This is a genomic window from Lentzea sp. NPDC003310 (assembly GCF_040610935.1).
Classification (GTDB): domain Bacteria; phylum Actinomycetota; class Actinomycetes; order Mycobacteriales; family Pseudonocardiaceae; genus Lentzea.
Genome location: NZ_JBEXNC010000002.1, coordinates 35,094 through 53,541, shown reverse-complemented (window position 1 = coordinate 53,541; position 18,448 = coordinate 35,094). Strand labels below are relative to the sequence as shown.

General features: G+C 71.2%; 17 protein-coding genes and 1 pseudogene. 5 read left to right on the top strand and 13 right to left on the bottom strand.

Annotated elements, in window-relative coordinates:
- Position 1: 1 nt before the first annotated feature.
- Positions 2–1,591, bottom strand: coding sequence for a carboxyl transferase domain-containing protein (locus ABZX02_RS02890; RefSeq protein ID WP_355294405.1), 1,590 nt, complete (start codon positions 1,589–1,591; stop codon positions 2–4).
- Positions 1,592–1,730: 139 nt separating this feature from the next.
- A complete protein-coding gene (locus ABZX02_RS02885) occupies positions 1,731–2,516 on the bottom strand; it encodes an SGNH/GDSL hydrolase family protein (RefSeq protein ID WP_355294404.1) in 786 nt (261 codons plus the stop codon).
- A 345-nt stretch (positions 2,517–2,861) separates the two neighbouring features.
- On the opposite strand from ABZX02_RS02885, the gene ABZX02_RS02880 reads away from it, so the two are divergent.
- Complete coding sequence (locus ABZX02_RS02880) at positions 2,862–3,434, top strand: TetR/AcrR family transcriptional regulator (protein ID WP_355294403.1); 573 nt, start codon at positions 2,862–2,864, stop codon at positions 3,432–3,434.
- Here the strand turns inward: ABZX02_RS02880 and ABZX02_RS02875 are convergent.
- Genes ABZX02_RS02875 through ABZX02_RS02865 form a run of 3 tightly spaced genes read right to left on the bottom strand, consistent with a single transcriptional unit; the run spans position 3,431 to position 6,290 of the window.
- Positions 3,431–4,051: a response regulator transcription factor gene (locus ABZX02_RS02875; protein WP_355294402.1), complete on the bottom strand. Its 621-nt coding sequence runs from the start codon at positions 4,049–4,051 to the stop codon at positions 3,431–3,433. The genes ABZX02_RS02880 and ABZX02_RS02875 overlap by 4 nt on opposite strands.
- Complete coding sequence (locus ABZX02_RS02870; protein ID WP_355294988.1) at positions 4,048–5,166, bottom strand: sensor histidine kinase; 1,119 nt, start codon at positions 5,164–5,166, stop codon at positions 4,048–4,050. The genes ABZX02_RS02875 and ABZX02_RS02870 overlap by 4 nt, the downstream gene beginning before the upstream one ends.
- A 5-nt stretch (positions 5,167–5,171) precedes the next feature.
- Entirely contained in the window at positions 5,172–6,290 is a 1,119-nt protein-coding gene (locus tag ABZX02_RS02865) for a DUF418 domain-containing protein (protein WP_355294401.1), read from the bottom strand.
- Positions 6,291–6,390: 100 nt separating this feature from the next.
- On the opposite strand from ABZX02_RS02865, the gene ABZX02_RS02860 reads away from it, so the two are divergent.
- Positions 6,391–8,415: a phospholipase A2 gene (locus ABZX02_RS02860; RefSeq protein WP_355294400.1), complete on the top strand. Its 2,025-nt coding sequence runs from the start codon at positions 6,391–6,393 to the stop codon at positions 8,413–8,415.
- On the opposite strand, the pseudogene ABZX02_RS02855 reads toward ABZX02_RS02860, so the two are convergent.
- From ABZX02_RS02855 to ABZX02_RS02840, 4 genes and pseudogenes are all read right to left on the bottom strand, one after another.
- Positions 8,378–9,160, bottom strand: a pseudogene (locus ABZX02_RS02855) (acyltransferase family protein); the annotation flags it as partial. The gene ABZX02_RS02860 and the pseudogene ABZX02_RS02855 sit on opposite strands and share 38 nt — an antisense overlap.
- A gap of 65 nt (positions 9,161–9,225) precedes the next feature.
- On the bottom strand, positions 9,226–9,936 hold the full coding sequence (locus ABZX02_RS02850) for an alpha/beta hydrolase (RefSeq protein ID WP_355294399.1): 711 nt from the start codon (positions 9,934–9,936) through the stop codon (positions 9,226–9,228).
- 52 nt (positions 9,937–9,988) lie between these two features.
- Positions 9,989–10,642, bottom strand: coding sequence for a response regulator transcription factor (locus ABZX02_RS02845; protein WP_355294398.1), 654 nt, complete (start codon positions 10,640–10,642; stop codon positions 9,989–9,991).
- On the bottom strand, positions 10,639–11,757 hold the full coding sequence (locus ABZX02_RS02840; protein ID WP_355294397.1) for a histidine kinase: 1,119 nt from the start codon (positions 11,755–11,757) through the stop codon (positions 10,639–10,641). Before ABZX02_RS02840 ends, ABZX02_RS02845 begins: the two co-directional genes overlap by 4 nt.
- A gap of 120 nt (positions 11,758–11,877) precedes the next feature.
- Between ABZX02_RS02840 and ABZX02_RS02835 the strand changes: the two genes are divergently transcribed.
- Positions 11,878–12,384, top strand: coding sequence for a hypothetical protein (locus ABZX02_RS02835; protein WP_355294396.1), 507 nt, complete (start codon positions 11,878–11,880; stop codon positions 12,382–12,384).
- Here the strand turns inward: ABZX02_RS02835 and ABZX02_RS02830 are convergent.
- Positions 12,356–13,483, bottom strand: a complete 1,128-nt coding sequence (locus ABZX02_RS02830) for an erythromycin esterase family protein (RefSeq protein WP_355294395.1) — start codon at positions 13,481–13,483, stop codon at positions 12,356–12,358. The genes ABZX02_RS02835 and ABZX02_RS02830 overlap by 29 nt on opposite strands.
- 79 nt (positions 13,484–13,562) lie before the next feature.
- Between ABZX02_RS02830 and ABZX02_RS02825 the strand changes: the two genes are divergently transcribed.
- On the top strand, positions 13,563–14,243 hold the full coding sequence (locus ABZX02_RS02825; protein ID WP_355294394.1) for a TioE family transcriptional regulator: 681 nt from the start codon (positions 13,563–13,565) through the stop codon (positions 14,241–14,243).
- Here ABZX02_RS02825 and ABZX02_RS02820 read toward each other — a convergent pair.
- Positions 14,170–15,219 (bottom strand): homoserine O-acetyltransferase, encoded by a 1,050-nt coding sequence (locus ABZX02_RS02820; protein ID WP_355294393.1) that lies wholly within the window; start codon positions 15,217–15,219, stop codon positions 14,170–14,172. The two genes, ABZX02_RS02825 and ABZX02_RS02820, sit on opposite strands and share 74 nt — an antisense overlap.
- Entirely contained in the window at positions 15,219–16,505 is a 1,287-nt protein-coding gene (locus ABZX02_RS02815; protein ID WP_355294392.1) for a bifunctional o-acetylhomoserine/o-acetylserine sulfhydrylase, read from the bottom strand. The genes ABZX02_RS02820 and ABZX02_RS02815 overlap by 1 nt, the downstream gene beginning before the upstream one ends.
- Positions 16,506–16,700: 195 nt before the next feature.
- Here ABZX02_RS02815 and ABZX02_RS02810 point away from each other — a divergent pair, with 195 nt between their 5' ends.
- Positions 16,701–17,708: a Gfo/Idh/MocA family oxidoreductase gene (locus ABZX02_RS02810; protein ID WP_355294391.1), complete on the top strand. Its 1,008-nt coding sequence runs from the start codon at positions 16,701–16,703 to the stop codon at positions 17,706–17,708.
- Here ABZX02_RS02810 and ABZX02_RS02805 read toward each other — a convergent pair.
- Entirely contained in the window at positions 17,705–18,382 is a 678-nt protein-coding gene (locus ABZX02_RS02805) for an NUDIX domain-containing protein (RefSeq protein ID WP_355294390.1), read from the bottom strand. The genes ABZX02_RS02810 and ABZX02_RS02805 overlap by 4 nt on opposite strands.
- Positions 18,383–18,448: the final 66 nt, after the last annotated feature.

The window sequence follows — 18,448 nt, the reverse complement described above, 5'->3', positions numbered from 1 at the left end:
ATCACATCCGGAAGACGCCGTAGGAAACATCGTCGATGGGGGCGTTGGCCGCGCTGGACAACGCGAGGCCGAGCACCGTGCGCGTGTCGCGCGGGTCGATCACACCGTCGTCCCAGAGCCGCGCGGTCGAGTAGTACGGGTTGCCCTGGTCCTCGTACTGCTGGCGGATCGGCGCCTTGAACGCCTCTTCGTCCTCTGTGGACCACTCGTCGCCGAGCTGGTCGCGCCGCACGGTCGCGAGCACGGACGCCGCCTGCTCGCCGCCCATCACGGAGATGCGGGCGTTGGGCCACATCCAGAGGAACCGCGGCGAGTACGCCCGGCCGCACATCGAGTAGTTGCCGGCGCCGAACGAGCCGCCGATGATCACGGTGAACTTCGGGACGCGCGCACACGCCACCGCCGTCACCATCTTGGCGCCGTGCTTGGCGATGCCGCCCGCCTCGTACTCGCGGCCGACCATGAACCCGGTGATGTTCTGCAGGAAGACCAGCGGGATGGACCGCTTGTCGCACAGCTGGATGAAGTGCGCGCCCTTCACCGCCGACTCGCCGAACAGGATGCCGTTGTTCGCGACGATGCCGACCGGGTGGCCGTGGATGCGCGCGAAACCGGTGACGAGCGTCTGCCCGTACTCCTTCTTGAACTCCTGGAACTTCGAGCCGTCGACGATCCGCGCGATCACCTCGCGCACGTCGTAGGGCGTCCGGGAGTCCGTGGGCACGACGCCGTAGAGGTCGTCGGTGACCGCGGGCGGCTCGGACTTCGTGACGTCCCAGGGGCGTTGGGCGCGCGGGCCGAGAGTCGAGATGATCGAGCGCACCATCCTGAGCGCGTGCGCGTCGTTCTCCGCCAGGTGGTCGGTGACGCCGGACGTGCGCGAGTGCAGGTCGCCACCGCCGAGGTCTTCAGCCGACACGACCTCGCCGGTCGCGGCCTTCACCAGTGGCGGGCCGCCGAGGAAGATCGTGCCCTGGTTCCGCACGATGATCGCCTCGTCGCTCATCGCCGGCACGTACGCGCCACCGGCGGTGCACGAGCCGAGCACGGCCGCGATCTGCGGGATGCCGCGGGCGGACATCGTGGCCTGGTTGTAGAAGATCCGGCCGAAGTGCTCGCGGTCGGGGAACACGTCGTCCTGCCTCGGCAGGAACGCGCCGCCGGAGTCGACCAGGTAGACGCACGGGAGGTTGTTCTGCAGCGCCACTTCCTGCGCGCGCAGGTGCTTCTTGACCGTGATCGGGTAGTAGGTGCCGCCCTTGACCGTGGCGTCGTTCGCGACGATCACGCACTCCCGGCCGGACACGCGCCCGACACCCGTGATGATGCCCGCGGCGGGCGCCTCGTCGCCGTACATGCCGTTGGCGGCCAACGGCGACAGCTCGAGGAACGGCGAACCGGGGTCGACCAGCGTGTCGACGCGCTCGCGCGGCAGCAGCTTGCCGCGGTCGACGTGGCGCTGACGGGCCTTCTCGGGTCCGCCCAGCGCGGCGGCGGCCAGCTTGCTCCGCAGCTCGTCGACGAGCGCGGTGTGCTCCTTGGCGTAGCGGTCCGACGGCTCGGCTGCGCTGCGCAGGACAGGTGCGTCCATGCTCCCCAGACCTCAGGTTAGCGGGCGTTAACAAGGCCATGTTAACGCCCGCTCACCTAGCGGTCCACAGGAACGCCTCGAGAGTGACCCGAACGCAGGTCAAGCAGTGGTTCAGACACTCTCACGTTCCGGAATGGGTTCAGCCGACGACCGCCCGCAGAGCGGGCAGGTAGCCGCTCTGGTGACCGGCGCGGTTCGGGTGGTACGACTCGTCGACCGGCCAGCTCAGGCTGTTGAGCCACCAGCTCGACGAGCAGATCTCGTGCCCGGTGAACGCGCCGCGCACGTCGACGTAGGTGAAGCCGGCCGCACCCGCCCGCGCGCTGATCGTGTTGTGCAACGCGTCGCTGCCGGAGTTGATGGCCGCGCGCTTGGTGTCGCTCAGGCCGACGTTGCAGGAGCCCGGCACCTTGTAGATGCGCGGGTAGCCGAGCACGACCACGCGTGCCGACGGGGACTTCGACCTGATCGTGCCGTACACGTTGGTGAGCAGCCCGGGAAGGGTGTTGGCGGCGTAGGTCTTCGCCTGGTTCACCCGGTTGACGCAGTCCTGGTCCGAGCCGAACGTGCAGGTGGTGATGACGTCGGTGAAGCCGGCGTCGTTGCCGCCGACCTGCACGGTGATCAGGTTGGTGGCCGAGGTGAGGGTGTTCGACTGGGTCAGGACGTCCCCTGTTCGCGCACCGGAACAGGCCACGGACCTGAAGCTCGCGGGCGCTGTCGCCGCCGCGTACAGGGCCGGGTACGCGTACGGACCGCGCTTGCAGCCGCCGCTCGACCCGTCGTAGCTGCCGGTGCCGAGCCCGGACGCGTAGGAGTCGCCGAGCGCGACGTAGTTGATCGGGGCGGCGCTCGCGGGGTTGGCGAGTGCGATGACGGCCGCGGCGGCGGTGACCACCGAGGCGAGGAAGTGGGCAGGACGCATCGAAGACTCCCGAAGGGGCCGCAGGGGTGATGCAGTGCACAGCAATGGTTACTCACGGGTAAGAGCTGTGTGAAGTATTGGTCAATAGTCAACATTTGGAGCTCGTACCTGCGGAAATTCCACCCAACGGAGGACTGCGGGAGCCGGGCCGGCGTGCGACGCGGGTGCGCGGAGTGGGTGTGGGCGCGCGGCGGTTGGCCCGACTGGAGGAGCGGTGCTCCGATGGCGGCAGGGCCGGGTGACGAGCGGACGCGCCACGGCGGCGCGGTTGTCCGCCGCGAGCGCCGTGTCCGGCCGGGATTTTCTGGGACACGACGTCAGGTAAACGCCTGCTAACCTCCTTCCGTGGTCGAGAAACCCTCACGTCGGGACCAGATCCTCAACGCCGCGGCCGAACTCTTCGCGCGCCACGGCTTCCACGGCGTGGGCATCGACGACATCGGCGCGGCCGTGGGCATCTCCGGTCCCGCCCTCTACCGGCACTTCCGCAGCAAGGACGCGATGCTCGGCGAGATGCTGACGTCGATCTCCGAACGGCTGCTCGACGGCGGCCAGGCGCGCGTGGACGCTGCGTCGGACGCCGAGGAGGCGTTGCGCGAACTGGTCGGCTGGCACGTCGACTTCGCGCTCGACGACCCCGCGCTCATCACCGTGCAGATGCGCAACCTGGCGAACCTCACTGACCCGGACCGCCGGCGGGTGCGCGCGTTGCAGCGGCGCTACGTCGAGGTGTGGGTGGAGACGATCCGCCGCACCGTGCCGGACTTCGACGAGCCGACCGCCCGTGCCGCCGCGCACGCCGTGTTCGGGCTCATCAACTCCACGCCGCACAGCGCGCACCTCGACCGCGACCAGATGGCCGCGCTGTTGTCGCGGATGGCGCTGGCGAGCCTCACGCCCTCGGTGGTCGTCTCCTAGATCAACCCCCGCCGGAGCGCGGCCGACACGGCCGACGCCCGGTCCGGCACCTCCAGCTTCGCGTAGACGTGCTGCAGGTGCGTCTTCACCGTCGCCTCGCTGATGTGCAACGCCGAGGCCACCTCGCGGTTCGTCCTCCCAGCAGCTACCAGCGTCAGCACCTCGCGCTCGCGGCTGCTCAACGCCGACACGGGCACCGGCGTGCGCACGCGTCGCACGAGCCGCGCGGCCACCGACGGCGACAACACGGTCTCGTCACGCGCCGCCGCACGCACGGCGCGAAAGAGCTCCTCGCGCGGTGTGTCCTTGAGCAGGTAACCGATGGCTCCCGCCTCGATCGTCGGCAGGACGTCCGCGTCCGTGTCGTGGGTCGTCAGCACCAGCACGCGGGTTTCCGGTGCGCGCGAACGGATCTGCCGCACCAGGTCGGCACCGCTCGGGGCGGGCAGGCGCAGGTCGGTGACGGCCACGTCGGGACGCACGGCCGCGATCACGGTCAGCGCCTCGGTGCCGCTCGCCGCCTCGCCGACCACCTCGAAGTCGTCCTGCGTGCCGAGCATGCCGCGCAGGCCGTCGCGCACCACCGGGTGGTCGTCGACGACCACGACGCGGATCACCGGGCGTCCAGGGTGACGTTCACGGCGGTGCCGTGTCCCGCAGAGGACTCCACGGTCACCGTGCCTCCCAGCAGCGCCACCCGTTCCTCCATCGCGGTCAGGCCGAAGCCGCGCGCGGACGGGTCGAAGCCGGTGCCGTCGTCGACGACGTCCAGCACGACCAGGTCCTCCATGTACGACAGTGTGACGTCCACGCGGGACGCCCGAGCGTGCCTGCCCGCGTTGGCCAGCGCCTCCTGCGCCGCCCGCAGCACGGCCACCTCGGTCTCGGCGGACAGCGGGCGGGCGTCGCCGGTCACCGTGCACGTCGCGGGCACGCCGTGCTCCTCGCGCCACGCTGCCACGGCCCGTTCCACCGCCTCGCCGAGCCGTGCGTCGCGCAACGGGCCCGGCCGCAACGCCTCGATCGACCGGCGCACCTCGACGAGGCTGTCCCGCGCGAGCCGCCGGGCGGTGGCGATGCGGCCGCGCACCGGTTCCTCCGGACCCAGCTCCTCGGCGACCTCCAGCTGCGTCACGATGCCGGTGAGGCCCTGCGCGACCGTGTCGTGCATCTCGCGCGCCACCCGCGCCCGTTCCGCCAGCACCTGCAGCCGGGCGTTCTCGGCGGACAGCGCGGTGAGCCGCTCGTTCATCTCCCGGCGGCGGATCACCTCGCGCTCCATCACGCGGATGATCCAGCCGATCAGGACCGCCATCGGGGTGGTGACGCCGACGTTGACGAGCAGGGTCCCCACGACGTCGGTGCCCGGCGGCACCAGCCACAACCCGCTCACCACGACCACGCCCGCGTACGCGAGCCAGCCGGGCAGCGCGAGGAACGCGAGGCCGTAGCAGGCCGGTACGAAGATCGCGAACGCGCCGTCGTGCAGCAACAGCACGGCCGTCCCGGCGAGCACGCCGCCGAAGTACAGCAGCATCAGCCCGGTCCGGCGCTCCCACCACGACGGGTGCGCGATCACGAACCACCAGTGCCACCCCGCGAGCAAGGCCACCACGACCGGCGGCACCCACTCCACCGGCCGCGTCACCAGGTAGACGCCCGTCGCCACGGCCAGCAGGCCGTACGGCGCGAGCGCCCACACCAGGTTCCACCGGCGTTCCTGCTCGACCATGGACGTCACGCCGGTGAGCTTTGCAGCTTCCGCGCGCGCCGGAGCAGGGTCTCCGCCGGTCCGCGCACACCCCGGCGCCGCAGGAGGTCCGCCAGCAGCACCGAGACGAGCCACGTCGCCAGCGCCACCAGCGCGGTCGCCGCCGACCCGAGCACCGCCCCCAGCCCCAGGGTGTAGGGCGCGAACAGCAGCACGAACACGACCGACTGGAACAGGTAGCAGCTCAGCGACCGCTCCCCGCACGCCGCGACCGCCCGCACGACGGCACCGGACTCCCTGACCCGCAACGAGATCAACGCGATCAGCGCGGCGTACCCGAGTCCGCCCGCGACGCCGGTCACCGCGTGCAGCGCCGCGAGACCCCACAACCCGCCGGGCTCCCAGAAGTGCGCGACCGCGAGACCGCTGGGCAGCCCGCCGAGCACCGCCAGCGAGATCCCCCCGACGGCGACGGGCCGCAGCAACCGCCGGTGCCGGTCGGGAGCAGCCAGCACGTCGCGCCGGGCCGCCCACACGCCGACGAACGCCGCGGCACCGACCCCGACCAGCCCGAACGGGACGAGCAGCCACTCCAGGGGGCGCAGCGCCAGCGCGGCCAGCGGGTCCGCCGTCTCGAACGACAGGAAGAACGCCCGCTGCCCGTTCGGCGGCGTCGCGTAGGCCTGCCCCTGCACGAGCGCGGTCACCACGAGCCACAGAGCGGCGCTGACCAGCAACGTCCTGTCCTTCAACCGGCTCATCGCGATCACCGCGAAGCCGAGCAGCCCGTACAGGCCGAGCACGTCGCCGGGGAACAGCAGCAGCGCGTGGCAGAACCCGAACACGATCAGCCAGACGTTGCGCGACCTCGCCCGTTCCGGCGCCATGCGGGCGACGCCGTACGCGAACAGGAACGCGAACATCGGGTACGCGCGGGCGTCGACGAACGTCACGACGAACGCGCTGACCAGCCGGTCCAGCAGGTCCGTCTCGACGATGTGCTGCCGCACGCCGTAGGGGCGGTCGTAGAGGTAGACGGCCGAGTTGGCCAGCGCGATCAACGCGAGCATGCCGCCGCGGGCGAGGTCTGGTGTGAGCAGGCGCTTCATGATCCGAGCGTCGTAGCGGCGGGGGAAGCGCGGCATCGTCCGCATCATCGGCCCGCATCCGCCGATCGACGGATGGCGTGCGCCTGACCTGGCGAACTGGCGATCAGCCGAGACCCTTCCGTAACCTGACGCGCTAATGGGTGCGCGCAAACTCCTCCTCCGACTCCCGGCCTGGTTCCGGTTCACGGTGATCACGCTCGCGGTGTTCGTCTGCGGGGTCGTCGCCTCGCGTCCGGCCACCGGCGACAGCGGGATCCCGCCCAGTGCCGACGTGATCGCCGCGGCCAACGCCGTCGACGCGTTCGCGGCGCCGTCCCCGACACACGACCCGTACCTGAACCTGCCGTCGGACTTCGCGCGCGAGACCGGCCGCGACCCCCAGACCGTGACGGCACCGGACGGCACGCTCCGGGTCGTCGACGCCGGTGGCGGGTGCTCGGGTCCGGCCGGGGACACGGAGTGGGACTTCAGCGTCGCGTGCCGCGCGCACGACCTCGGCTACGACCTGCTGCGCTACGCCGACCACAAGGGCGACCCGCTCGGCCCGCAGGCCCGCAAGGCGCTGGACGACCGGCTCACCGAGGACCTGCACGCGCAGTGCCGGCTGAACCCGCGCGGCTCCGAGGGGAGCTGCCACGCGGTCGCCGAGACCTACGCGATGGGCCTGAAGTTCAACTCCTGGCGGCAGCGCTGGAGCGCGCCGGGCCACGAACCCGTGGTGGCGTGGGCGTTCGGCAGCGCGGTGGTGGTGTTCCTCCTGCTGGCCCGGCTGCACGGACGGCGCCGCGACCCCGACGAGTCGTTGCCGCCGGTGCTGGCCCACGCCGAGCAGGACCGGTACGCGACGTTCCTGCGCCTGTTCAGCCTCGCCCTGCTGGTGCTCGGCGAGACGGTGGCGACGCTCGCGCACCTGCACGGCTCCGGCACGCCGTGGCTGTGGGCGTTGCAGGCCGTGCCGTTGTTCTTCTTCGCGGGCGGGCACGCGAACCTGCGCAGCTGGCAGGCGCACCAGGGCGGCTTCGGCTGCTGGGTGTCGAGCCGGACGTCCTGGCTGCTGCGGCCCGTGCTCGCGTTCGTGCTGCTGTGGGTCGTGCTGTTCGCGGCGCTGAACCTGCTGGACGTGAAGGTCGACGCGTACAGCCGGTTGATCACGCACCCGTTGTGGTTCCTCGCGGTCTACCTGTTCGCCGTGGCCGCGACACCGGCGGCCGCGTGGCTGCACCGGCGCTACCGCCGCACCACGCCGTTCGTGCTGGCGCTGGTGACACTCGGCGTCGAGGTCGCGCGCACGTCGACGGACTGGCAGACGGGCGGGTACGCGAACCTGGTCGTCGGCGCCCTGCTGATGCAGCAGATCGGTTTCTTCTACGCGGACGGCACGCTGACCCGGCTCTCCCGCCGGCTGCTGGCCGCGCTGGGCGCGATCACGCTGCCGGCGCTGGTGTTCTTCAGCGACTACCCGCGTTCGATGATGGTGCTCGGCGTGGCCCAGGTGTGCCTCGCGCTGCTGGCCCGCGGCCGGCTCACCGCGTGGCTCGACGGCCGGTCGTGGCACGTCGTCGACTTCGCCCGCCGCGCGCCGATGACGGTGTACCTCGCGTACCTCGCCGGGGTCGGCGCGCTGGTCGGACTGCTCGGGCTGACGCAGGCGCCGGTCTGGCTGGTGGTCGCGCTGGTGCCGCTCATCCTGCTGTTCCACCGCTTCGAACGGCGCCTGGTCAAGGTGCGCAGGCTCGCGCACGAGTCGCACCGCACCCGGCTCGCGACCGCGATGGGCGTGTCGTTCGGGGTGCTCGGCGTGCTCGGGTTCGTGGTGAGCGGGTTCCTCGGCGACGGCGTGCTGGTGCTGCTGCCGGTCGACCCGCTGCAGAACCTGATCCACCTGCTGCTCGGCTGGTACCTGATCCACACCGCCCGCACCGGCAGCTGCGACACCCGGCTGCCGTGGCTGCTCACGGCACTGGCGTGCGTGCCGCCGATGCTGGCGCTGGACCCGGCTCCCCCGGTGGTGGCGCTGCACGCCGCGGCGATCGGCCTCGCAGTGCTCGGAGCCATCCCCAGGTCACGGCCGCGCACACCGGCAGCCACAGCACCCGCTGCCACACCCAGTCCGGATGATCTGGTGGCTGCTGGAGCCCCGGCAACGGCCCCCACGCGCTGAGCGTCAGCGCCACGGTGATCAGCGCGCTCTGGTGCGCCAGGAAGATCCCCAGTGCGCGCTTGTTCAGCCACACCACGGGTTTCGCCGTGCCGAGCCGGGTCAGCAGCGGTGCGATCGTGAGCACCAGGCCGATCTGCGCGAACGCCAGCGCGAGCGTCGCGTAGTTCGGCGGGTTGAGGTTCGAGACGGCCGCGCCGGGGATGCCGACGGCCGCCGGCGGGTAGCCGCCGAACGTCGTCAGCAGCGCGTACCCGAGCACGCCGAGGACCAGCAGCGGTGGCCCGGGAATCCGCCTGCGCGCCAGCGAGTGACCGAGCTGCCAGGCCGCCCACCACACCGCGTACGGGACGAAGAGCACGAGCACGACCGGGACGAGCACACCCCACGAGTACTCGTCCAGCCTGCGCACCAACGGTTTCATCGCCAGCAGCACCAGGTAGACGCCGAAGAACCACAGCGGCGTCGTGACCAGGAACCCGATGTTCCAGGCGGTGCCCTGGTCGACACCGCGCAGGACCAGTCCGAAGAGGACAGCGGCCCAGCAGCCGAGCATCAGCAGTGTCGGGACCGCGAGTTGCCGCAGCCTGGCGAAGAACGGCGTCGTCGAGTGCGCGGCCGCGTACCCGCCGGCGAAGAAAAACAGGCCGAGGGTCTGCAGCACCCACGAGACGGGGGTGAGCGACGGCAGGTGTTTCAACGGGCTGTCGACGTACATCCCGGTCGGGGTGTCGACCAGTGCGGTCACCAGCCAATGGCCGAGCACGACGGTGACGACGGCGAGAGCCCGCACGGCATCGATGAACGGATTCCTCACAGCTTCTCCCCAGAGTTCGCAACGATCCCCACGAGCGCCTTCAGCGTCTCGGTGCCGGGCTCGTAGTAGGTGTCGTGCTTGCCGCCCTCGAACCGCAGCACCGTGGCGCCGAAGTCGTCGGACGCCGGATCGGTGCCGTGCCCGAGGTCGAACAGCCGCGCGTTGGGCACGAACCGCATCCAGTCCTCGCTCGACCGCAGCGCCCACACGCGGGCGCTGGTCCCCAGTTCCGCTACGGAATCCGCGCGCACGCCGGGACTTCCGGTGAACACGACGTCCGCCACGTCGAGCTGGTGCGCGGCGAGCCCGACCACGACCGACCCGTAGCTGTGGCCGAAGACGTGGATCCGCCCCGGCGTGTCCAGCGCCCGCACGAAGTCGACGAGCGCGACCGCTCCCTGCCGTGCCAGCGACCCGGTCACCGCGTCCACGCCGAGGCCCTGCGGTGTCCGGTAGCCGAGCCACGCGATCACCGCGAGGTCGTCGCGGTGGGCTTGCTCGTAGAGGTTGCCGGCCATCCGCCCGACCGTCCGGTCGAACCGGTCGACGTCCACGTCGGAGCCGGGCACGACCACCACGACGTCGCGGGCGGTCGCGAGGTCGCCGACGACCGCGACCCGGCGGGCGACGTCGGTGCGCCACTGCGCGATCGACGGCGCGATCGACGGCAGGGCGATCAGCAGGAGGAACAGGACGGCTCGGCGCATGAATCGAAAGCTAGGGAGGTGACGACCACCGGATCGTCACCCCGCGGAGCCCTTACCCCGGTACCACGAGCCCACTCTCGTACGCGGCGATCACGGCCTGGGCGCGGTCGCGCAGCCCGAGCTTCATCAGCACCCGGCTCACGTGCGTCTTGACTGTCTGCTCGGCCAGCACCAGGTGCGCGGCGATCTCGGCGTTCGACAGGCCCTGCGCGATCAGCACGAGGATCTCGGTCTCGCGGTCGGTGAGCGCGCCGAGCTGGGCGGGCCGCACGCGTTCCGAACGCCGGGCCCGCACGAAGTCCTCGATCAGCCGCTTGGTGATCGACGGTGCGAGCAGCGCCTCGCCGGCCGCCACCACGCGCACGGCGTTGAGCAGCTCGCGGGCGGGCGCGTGCTTGAGCAGGAACCCGCTCGCCCCGGCCTGCAACGCCTCGTAGACGTAGTCGTCGAGGTCGAACGTGGTCAGCACGAGGACCTTCACCTCGTCGGAACCGTCCAGCAACAACCTCGTCGCCGTCAGACCGTCCATCTCGGGCATCCGGATGTCCATCAGCACGACGTCCGGTCTGACCGTACGCGCCAGTGCGACGCCCTGCACGCCGTTGCCCGCGGAGCCGACGACCTCGATGTCGTCCTGCGCGGCCAGCAACGCGGAGAAGCCCTCGCGCACCATCTCCTGGTCGTCCACCACGACCACCCTGATCACTTGTCCCCCAACGGAATTCTCGCCCGCACGACGAACCCGCCGTCCTCGGTCGACTTCACGGTCAACGTCCCGCCGTGCACGGCGACCCGTTCCCGCATGCCCACGATCCCCTGCCCGCTGCCGCCGCCGCGCGACGGACCTCCCGCGGTGTTGCGCACCAGCACGTCCAGCCGGTCGCCGTCGCGGCGCACGTGGACGGACGCCTTCGAGCCGGGCGCGTGCCTGGTGGCGTTCGTGAGCGCCTCCTGCACGATCCGGTAGGCGGTGAGGCCGACCGCCTCCGGCACGTCGTCCACGTCCACCTCGGCCTCGTCGCCGGGCCTCGCCAGCTCCGGGATGCGGCTGATGCCCGGCTGCGGTTCGCGTTGCGGGGCCTCGCCGTTCGTCCGCAGCACGCCGAGCAGCCGTTGCATGTCGGTGATCGCCTCGCGCGCGGCCTCGCCCAGCTCGGCGAACTCCTTCTCGGCTTCCTCGTTCAACCCCTTGAGGCGGTAGGGCGCGGTCTCACACCTGACCACCACCATCGACATGTGGTGTGCCACCACGTCGTGCATCTCGCGCGCGATCCGGGCACGTTCCTCCAGCGCGGCCTTGGCGTCGCGTTCCTCCTCGAGCTCCTTCTCCGCCCTGCCGCGCGCGCCGACGAGGTAGACGACCGTGCAGATGATCGGCGTGAACAGCGCCATGTCCGCGTGCTGGGGCTCGGAGGCCACGACCACGGCCATGCTGATCACCGTGGCGGTGATCACGATCGGCCGCGAGTAGAAGGCGGCCACCGCCACGAGGAGCGGGATCGCGGTCCAGTACTGGAACAGCGCACCGCCCTCGCCCGCGCACAGCAGGCTCACGGGGAGGAAGCCGAGCGCCGCCAGCCGCCAGGCGTACAGCGGCGACCGGATCAGCAGGACGTACGGGAGCACCGTGGCGAGGAAGACCACCACCCACCAGCCGTCCGAGTCCTGCTGGCGCACGTAACCAGCACTGGCGACGACCGCCCACACGAAGGCGTAGATGATCAGCGCGGCGTGCACCGGAACGCGCCACCGGCCGAGCGGCCTGGCGAGCACTCGGGTGCGATCGGAACCGAGAACGGTTCGGTACAACGCGCGGAACACCAGCCGATGCTAGGCGGATCCGGGAAATCGCACATTGACCTGCGGAGTGACATACCGAGGTATGACTCTGATCAAGATGGGGCATTGCGAATGCGTGACACCGCGCGGTAGGCAGTACCTGTGAGACCACCACAGGATCCAGATCGCTGGTCACGGCTGACGGCCGTGGCCGGTGAGGCGCTGGCTGCCGCCAGGGCCGGGGAAGACGCTGTGGCGGTGGACCTCGTGACCGGGTACCTGAGCGGGTCGCCCGAAGGCAACGAGGAGATCCGTGAGCTCGTGCTGCTGCTCTTCGCGGAGTGCAGCAGCATGGTCAGCGCGCTCGGTTCCGGCGGCGCCACCCCGGTGAAGATGCAGGTCTTCGACGAGGAGGGCAACGAGGTCCAGATCGACGACGCGGACCCGCCCGTCCGCACGGCGATCCGCGCGTTGCTGGCCGAGGTGCACGGGGACCAGGACGCGGCGTCGGAGCAGATCGAGATCGCGCTGGCCAACGGCCAGCCGCAGGAGCTCGCGACGGTCGTCTTGCAAGCCCTGCGGTGGACGTTGAAGCTGGCGATCGAGTGCGAGACGCGCGACCTGCCCGTCGCGCCGTGGATCACGGCGTCCTTGGACGACCAACCCTGACGTGGAGCAGAGCGTCCACACCGTCCATCAGGTGCTGGTCGAGCGGGAAGTACGCCATCGCCAGCATCGGATCGGCGCCGGTGTCGGTGCGCCGCACGCCCTCAGGCTTGTCGGCGGTGATGCCCCAGGTCGTGAACCGGCTCTGCAACCGGCCTTCGAGGGTGGCTTTGTCCGGTTCGCCCAGTCCGATCGAGTCGTTGCGGCCGAGCGTGCCGCCGATCACGGTGTACTGGTCGCCGAGCAGCGGCGCCACGAGCGCGCCCGCCGAGAACCACTCGACCCGTTCGCCGGCCATCTCCATCGAGGAGTTGGTGCGCTGCAGGTGGGCGTTGTGCGCGAACACGAACGTCGGTCCGTTCGCGGCCTCCGCGCGCCGGATCTCCAGCAGGTTGCGGGCCATCACGCCGTCGCGCATCTGGCACAGGCGGGTGAGGCGCACGCCCAGCGGGTTCGGCTCGGCGGCCTCCCGGTGGTACCGGAGCAGGCTCAGCCCGGCCGTCAGGTAGGTCTCGGCGCGCGCCCACGCCTCGTCGGTGCTCCTGCACTCGTGCAGCCGCCGGAGCATGCCCGTGCCGATCTCGCGCAGCCGGACGGCCTCCTCCGACTGCCCCGGTGACTGGTCGGCGTACAGGATCGCCTCGTCGCGGCTCCACCGCTCGTCGTCGATCGTGAGGTCGACGTCCTCGCCCAGGTGGTCGCGGGCGTGTTCGAGGTACGGGCGCGGGCTGGGCGCGCTGGCGGTCTCGGTCTGGAAGTCGAAGCCGTGGAACGACAGGCGGTCGTGCGGCGCTTTGTCCGCGTTGTACTCGCGCATCCACTGGACGAGCTCGCGGTTGGCGGGCCAGTTCTCGCCGAACGTGTGGGAGAAGCCCTCCTTCAGGACCGTGTCGAGGTCGCCGGGGCCGCCGTGCACGTAGTCGTTGACCAGCAGACCCCTGATCCGGCAGCTCTCCAGGGCGATCGAGCGGAAGCCCAGGCCCGCGAGCTGCTCGAACAGCTCGTTGCGGACCCAGGTGTGGGCGTGCTCGAGGTGGGTGGGCTCCCCGAAGCCGAGGAGCTCGGTGAAGGGGCTGATGAACTCGCGGATGTCCTGGCTCATGTGGTTCAACCGTAACATTGAAAGCTCTGTTGAGACTTTGCCGCGAACCTGCCTGTTTACGGCCACTAGAGTCTCAACCGTGCGCCCAGCTGACCTCGCCCGCGAGCACGGCCTGTCGACCCAGGCGGTGCGCAACTACGAGGAGTCTGGGTTCCTCCCGCCCGCCGACCGCACGGACGCGGGCTACCGCGTCTACACCGAGGTACACGCGGCCGCGTTGCGCGCGTTCGTCGCGCTGGTCCCCGCCTTCGGGCACGCCACCGCCGGGCAGATCATGAACGCGGTCCACGACGACGCGCTGGACGACGTGCTCAGGCGGATCGACCGCGGCCACGAGCAGCTGCTGCGCGACCGCGCGACGCTCGACTCGGTCAGCAGGGCCGTGCAGGACCTCGCGGACTTCGAACCGGTGCCGGAGCCGCGCTCGATCGGCGAGCTGGCGCGGCGCCTCGGCGTGACGCCGGCGACGATCCGCGCGTGGGAGGAGGCCGGAATCCTCGTGCCGGCCAGGGAAGCGACGGGCTACCGCGTGTTCCGCGCCGAGGACGTCCGCGACGCCGAGCTCGCCCACCTGCTGCGCCGCGGCGGCTACCCGTTGGCGCGCATCGCCCTGGTGGTCGAGCAGATCCGCACGGCGGGCGGCACCGACACGCTGGGTGCCGCCCTCGCCGACTGGCGCTCCCGCCTCACCGCGCGGGGCTTGGCGATGCTGGCCGCGTCCGCCCGCCTGCACGAGTACCTGGCGGCACGAGCTCCCTGACGAGCGCGCCGACCTGGTCGCTCTCGATGAGGAACGCGTCGTGCCCGTGCGGCGACTCGATCACCCGCAGGCCGTCCGCTCCACGGATGCCCGCGGCGAGTTCCTCCTGCTGCGCCAACGGGTACAGCCGGTCCGAGTCGACGCCCGCGACGATCGTGCGCGCGGTGACCTTCTTCAGCGCCGCGGGGACGCCACCACGCCGGTAGCCGACGTCGTGCGAGTTCATCGCCTCCGTCAGCGTGACGTAGCTCGCCGCGTCGAACCGCCGGGTCAGCTTCGCCGCGTGATGGTCCAAGTAGGACTCCACGGCGAACCGCCCGTCACCCTGCTCCTGCCTGCCGAACCGCGCCTGCAGCTCCTGCTCGCTGCGGTAGCTGATGTGCGCGATCCGCCGCGCGATCCCCAGTCCCTCCAGGGGATCGGCCTTGATCGCGTGCAGCTGCGCGGACGCCAGCGCGATCTGCTCGGCCGACGCCGCGGCCGTGGTCGCCAGCAACAGCAACGAGTCCACCCGGTCCGGGGCGCTCACCGCCCACTCGACCGCGCGCATGCCGCCCATCGACCCGCCGAGCACCGCGGCCCAGCGCCCGATGCCGAGGTAGTCGGCGAGGTGCGCCTCGGCCGCGACCTGGTCGCGGATGGTGAGCGCGGGGAAACCGGGGTACTGCCAGGGCCCGGTGCTGCCCTGGCAGCCGCCCAGCACGTTCGGCGCCACCACGAAGAACCCGTCGAGCGGCTTTTCCGGTCCCACCAGGGAGTCCCACCAGCCCGGCGTGGGGTGACCCGGCTCCACGCCCCCGGCGACATGGCTGTCCCCGGTGAGGGCGTGGAGCACGAGCACCGCGTTGGAGGCCTCCGCGTTCAAGGTCCCCCACGTCTCGTACGCGAGCTGGAAACCCGGCAGGTCCCCGAACGGTTCGGCGTGGCTGAACCACTTCCGCCGACCGTTCGGATCGCCGAACCGCCAGCCGCCCACTACAACTCGGACTTCGCCGCGGTGAAGCCCGCCTCCAGGTCCGCCTTGAGGTCCTCGAGCCCCTCCAGGCCGACCGAGAGCCGCACGAGACCGGGCGAGACACCCGTGACGAGCTGCTCCTCCGGCGTGAGCTGGCTGTGCGTGGTCGACGCCGGGTGCACGATCAGCGAGCGCACGTCCCCGATGTTCACCAGCTGGCTGAACAGGCTGGTGCCGTCGACGAACGCCCGTCCGGCCTCGACGCCGCCGCGCAGCTCGAAGCTCACGACCGCGCCGGCACCCTTGGGCAGGTACTTCTGGGCGTTGGCGTGGAACGGCGACGACGGCAGGCCCGCGTAGTGGACCTTCTCGACCTCGTCGCGGCCCTCCAGCCACTCGGCCAGCGCCTGCGCGTTCTGCACGTGCCGCTCGATCCGCAGCGACAGCGTCTCGATGCCCTGGATGACGAGGAAGCTGGTCAGCGGCGCGATGGCCGCACCCGTGTCCCGCAGACCCTGCACGCGCAGCTTCGCGGCGAACGCGCCGTGCCCGAGCACCGGCCAGTACCGCAGACCGTTGTAGCTGGGGTCGGGCTCGTGGAAGTCGGGGAACTTCTCGGCGCCGTACTCGAACTTGCCGCCGTCCACGACCACACCGGCGATCGCCGTGCCGTGCCCGCCGAGGTACTTGGTGGCGGAGTGCACGACGATGTCCGCCCCGTGCTCCAACGGCCGCAGCAGGTACGGCGTGGGCACGGTGTTGTCGACGATCAGCGGCACCTGGTTCGCGTGCGCGACCCCGGCCACGCCCTCGATGTCCAGCACGTGGGAACGCGGGTTGGCGAGCGTCTCCGCGAAGAACAGCTTGGTGTTGGGCCGGACCGCCGCCTGCCAGGCGTCGAGGTCGTCGGGATCGTCCACGAAGGACACTTCGATGCCGAGCTTGGGCAGCGTGTAGTGGAACAGGTTGTACGTGCCGCCGTAGAGCGAGGCGCTGGAGACCAGGTGGTCACCGGACCGCGCGAGGTTCAGGATCGCGGCGGTCTCCGCGGCCGACCCGGAGGCGAAGGCGACCGCCGCCACGCCTCCTTCGAGCGCGGCGACCCGCTGCTCCAGCACGTCCTGGGTGGGGTTGTTGATGCGCGTGTAGATGTTGCCGGGCTCGGCCAGCGAGAACAGGTCCGCGCCGTGCTGCGTGTCCCGGAAGACGTAGGAGGTGGTCTGGTAGATCGGCGTGGCGCGGGCGCCGGTGGCCGGGTCGGGCGCGGCGCCCGCGTGGATCTGAGCGGTTTCGAAGGACCAGGACATGGCTGTGCTCCAGAGCGTTCGTTGATGCGAGGGGGGTTGGGGATCAACGAGAGCGACGACAGGCCATGCTGGTGACGCGCACGAAGTCGACGTGGCGTCGGCTCACCAGCAACGTGGTCATGGTTGACGAACGTAGGGGTCCGGACGGCCCCACCGACAGCCCGTCCACCAGGTGAGAACGCTTAGGCTGATCGCATGCGCACAGCTCTGGTCGGCTACGGACTTGGTGGGGCGGCGTTCCACGCCCCGTTCATCGAGGCGACGGAAGGCCTCGACCTCTCCGCCGTGGTGACGTCGAACCCGAAGCGCCAGGCCGAGGTGGCGGCCCGCTACCCGAACGCCCGCCTGCTGTCCTCTCTGGACGAAGTCTGGACCGGCGCGTTCGACCTCGTGGTGATCACCACCCCGAACCGGTTCCACGCCACCCACGCCCGCCAGGTGCTCGAGCACGGCATCAACGTGGTGGTCGACAAGCCGTTCGCGGGTTCGGCCATGGAGGCGCGGGCGCTCGCGTCGATCGCCTCGTCCAAGGGCCTGATGCTCGTGCCGTTCCACAACCGCCGCTGGGACGGCGACTTCCTGACGGTCCAGCGCCTGCTGGCCGAGAACGCGCTGGGCGCCGTGCACCGGTTCGAGTCCCGCTTCGAGCGCTACCGGCCGGAGATCAAGTCGTCCTGGAAGGAGTCCGGCGACCCGGCGGACCTCGGCAGCATCCTGTTCGACCTGGGCACGCACCTGGTGGACCAGTCGGTGGCGCTGTTCGGCCGCCCGACCGCGGTGCACGCGGAGATCGCCACGGTCCGTCCCGGCGCGAAGGCCGACGACGACGTGTTCCTGGCGCTGACCCACGAGGGCGGCGTGCGCTCCCACCTGTGGATGAGCGCGCTGGCCGCCGACCTCGGCCCGCGCTTCCGCGTGTTGGGCCACGACGCCGCGTACGTGAAGTACGGCATGGACCCGCAGGAGGAGCGGCTGAAGGCGGGCGAGGCACCGGCCGGTCCCGGCTGGGGCGAGGAGCCGGAGTCGGCCTGGGGCACGCTGCGCGGCGAACCCCTGCGCACCGAGGCGGGCGCCTACCAGGACTTCTACGCGTCGGTGGCGGCCGGCGTGGCGCCCGTGTCGCCGCACGACGCGGTGACGGGCCTCGAGGTGATCGAGGCGGCCAAGCTGTCGGCCGCCACCGGCGCCTCGGTTCGCCTCTAGGGACGCACCAGCGGCGGGAACAGCACCTCCGCCGCACCCCGCCGGAACAGCGCAGCCGGACGTCCCCCGTCCCGGCTCGTGCTCTCCCCCGTCGGCGTCAGCAACCCGGCGACCCCCGTGACCTTCCGGTGGAAGTTGCGGGGGTCGAGCGCGACCCCCCAGACGATCTCGTACACCCGCCGCAGCTCGGCCACCGTGAACTCCGCCCCGCAGAACTCGGTCCCCAGCGGCGTGTACTCGAGCTTGGCCCGCGCCCGCTCCACCCCGTCGCCGAGGATCCGCGCGTGGTCGAACGCCAGCGCGCCGACCTCGTCCACCGGCACCCAGGACGCGGCCGCGGCGTCGGAGCCGGCCACGGGCACCGGCAGGTCGGGCGCCAGCGCCAGGTAGGCCACCGACACCACCCTCATCCGCGGGTCCCGCTTCGGTTCGCCGTAGGTGCCGAGCTGCTCCAGGTGCAGGCCGGACACACCGGTCTCCTCGGCGAGCTCCCGCCCGGCCGCGGCGTCCACGGCCTCGGCGACGCGCACGAACCCGCCGGGCAGCGCCCACCGCCCCTTGAACGGCGCCTCCCCCCTGCGCACCAGCAGCGCGCACAGGGCGTCCGCCCGCACGGTCAGCACCACGAGGTCGACCGTGACCGCGAAGGGAGGGAAATCACTTGGCGAGTACACGCCTCGAAGTATAGGCTTATCGTCAGATGGACGACAAGCACGCGATCGGGGGGTCGAGCGCTTGTC

Coding starts and splice junctions, on each gene's coding strand:
- ABZX02_RS02850 (WP_355294399.1), bottom strand. CDS start 9,936: ATGCGCCGAGCCGTCCTGTTCCTCCTGCTGATCGCCCTGCCGTCGATC.
- ABZX02_RS02830 (WP_355294395.1), bottom strand. CDS start 13,483: ATGAGCCAGGACATCCGCGAGTTCATCAGCCCCTTCACCGAGCTCCTC.
- ABZX02_RS02885 (WP_355294404.1), bottom strand. CDS start 2,516: ATGCGTCCTGCCCACTTCCTCGCCTCGGTGGTCACCGCCGCCGCGGCC.
- ABZX02_RS02810 (WP_355294391.1), top strand. CDS start 16,701: ATGCGCACAGCTCTGGTCGGCTACGGACTTGGTGGGGCGGCGTTCCAC.
- ABZX02_RS02815 (WP_355294392.1), bottom strand. CDS start 16,505: ATGTCCTGGTCCTTCGAAACCGCTCAGATCCACGCGGGCGCCGCGCCC.
- ABZX02_RS02890 (WP_355294405.1), bottom strand. CDS start 1,591: ATGGACGCACCTGTCCTGCGCAGCGCAGCCGAGCCGTCGGACCGCTAC.
- ABZX02_RS02870 (WP_355294988.1), bottom strand. CDS start 5,166: ATGGTCGAGCAGGAACGCCGGTGGAACCTGGTGTGGGCGCTCGCGCCG.
- ABZX02_RS02860 (WP_355294400.1), top strand. CDS start 6,391: ATGGGTGCGCGCAAACTCCTCCTCCGACTCCCGGCCTGGTTCCGGTTC.
- ABZX02_RS02865 (WP_355294401.1), bottom strand. CDS start 6,290: ATGCCGCGCTTCCCCCGCCGCTACGACGCTCGGATCATGAAGCGCCTG.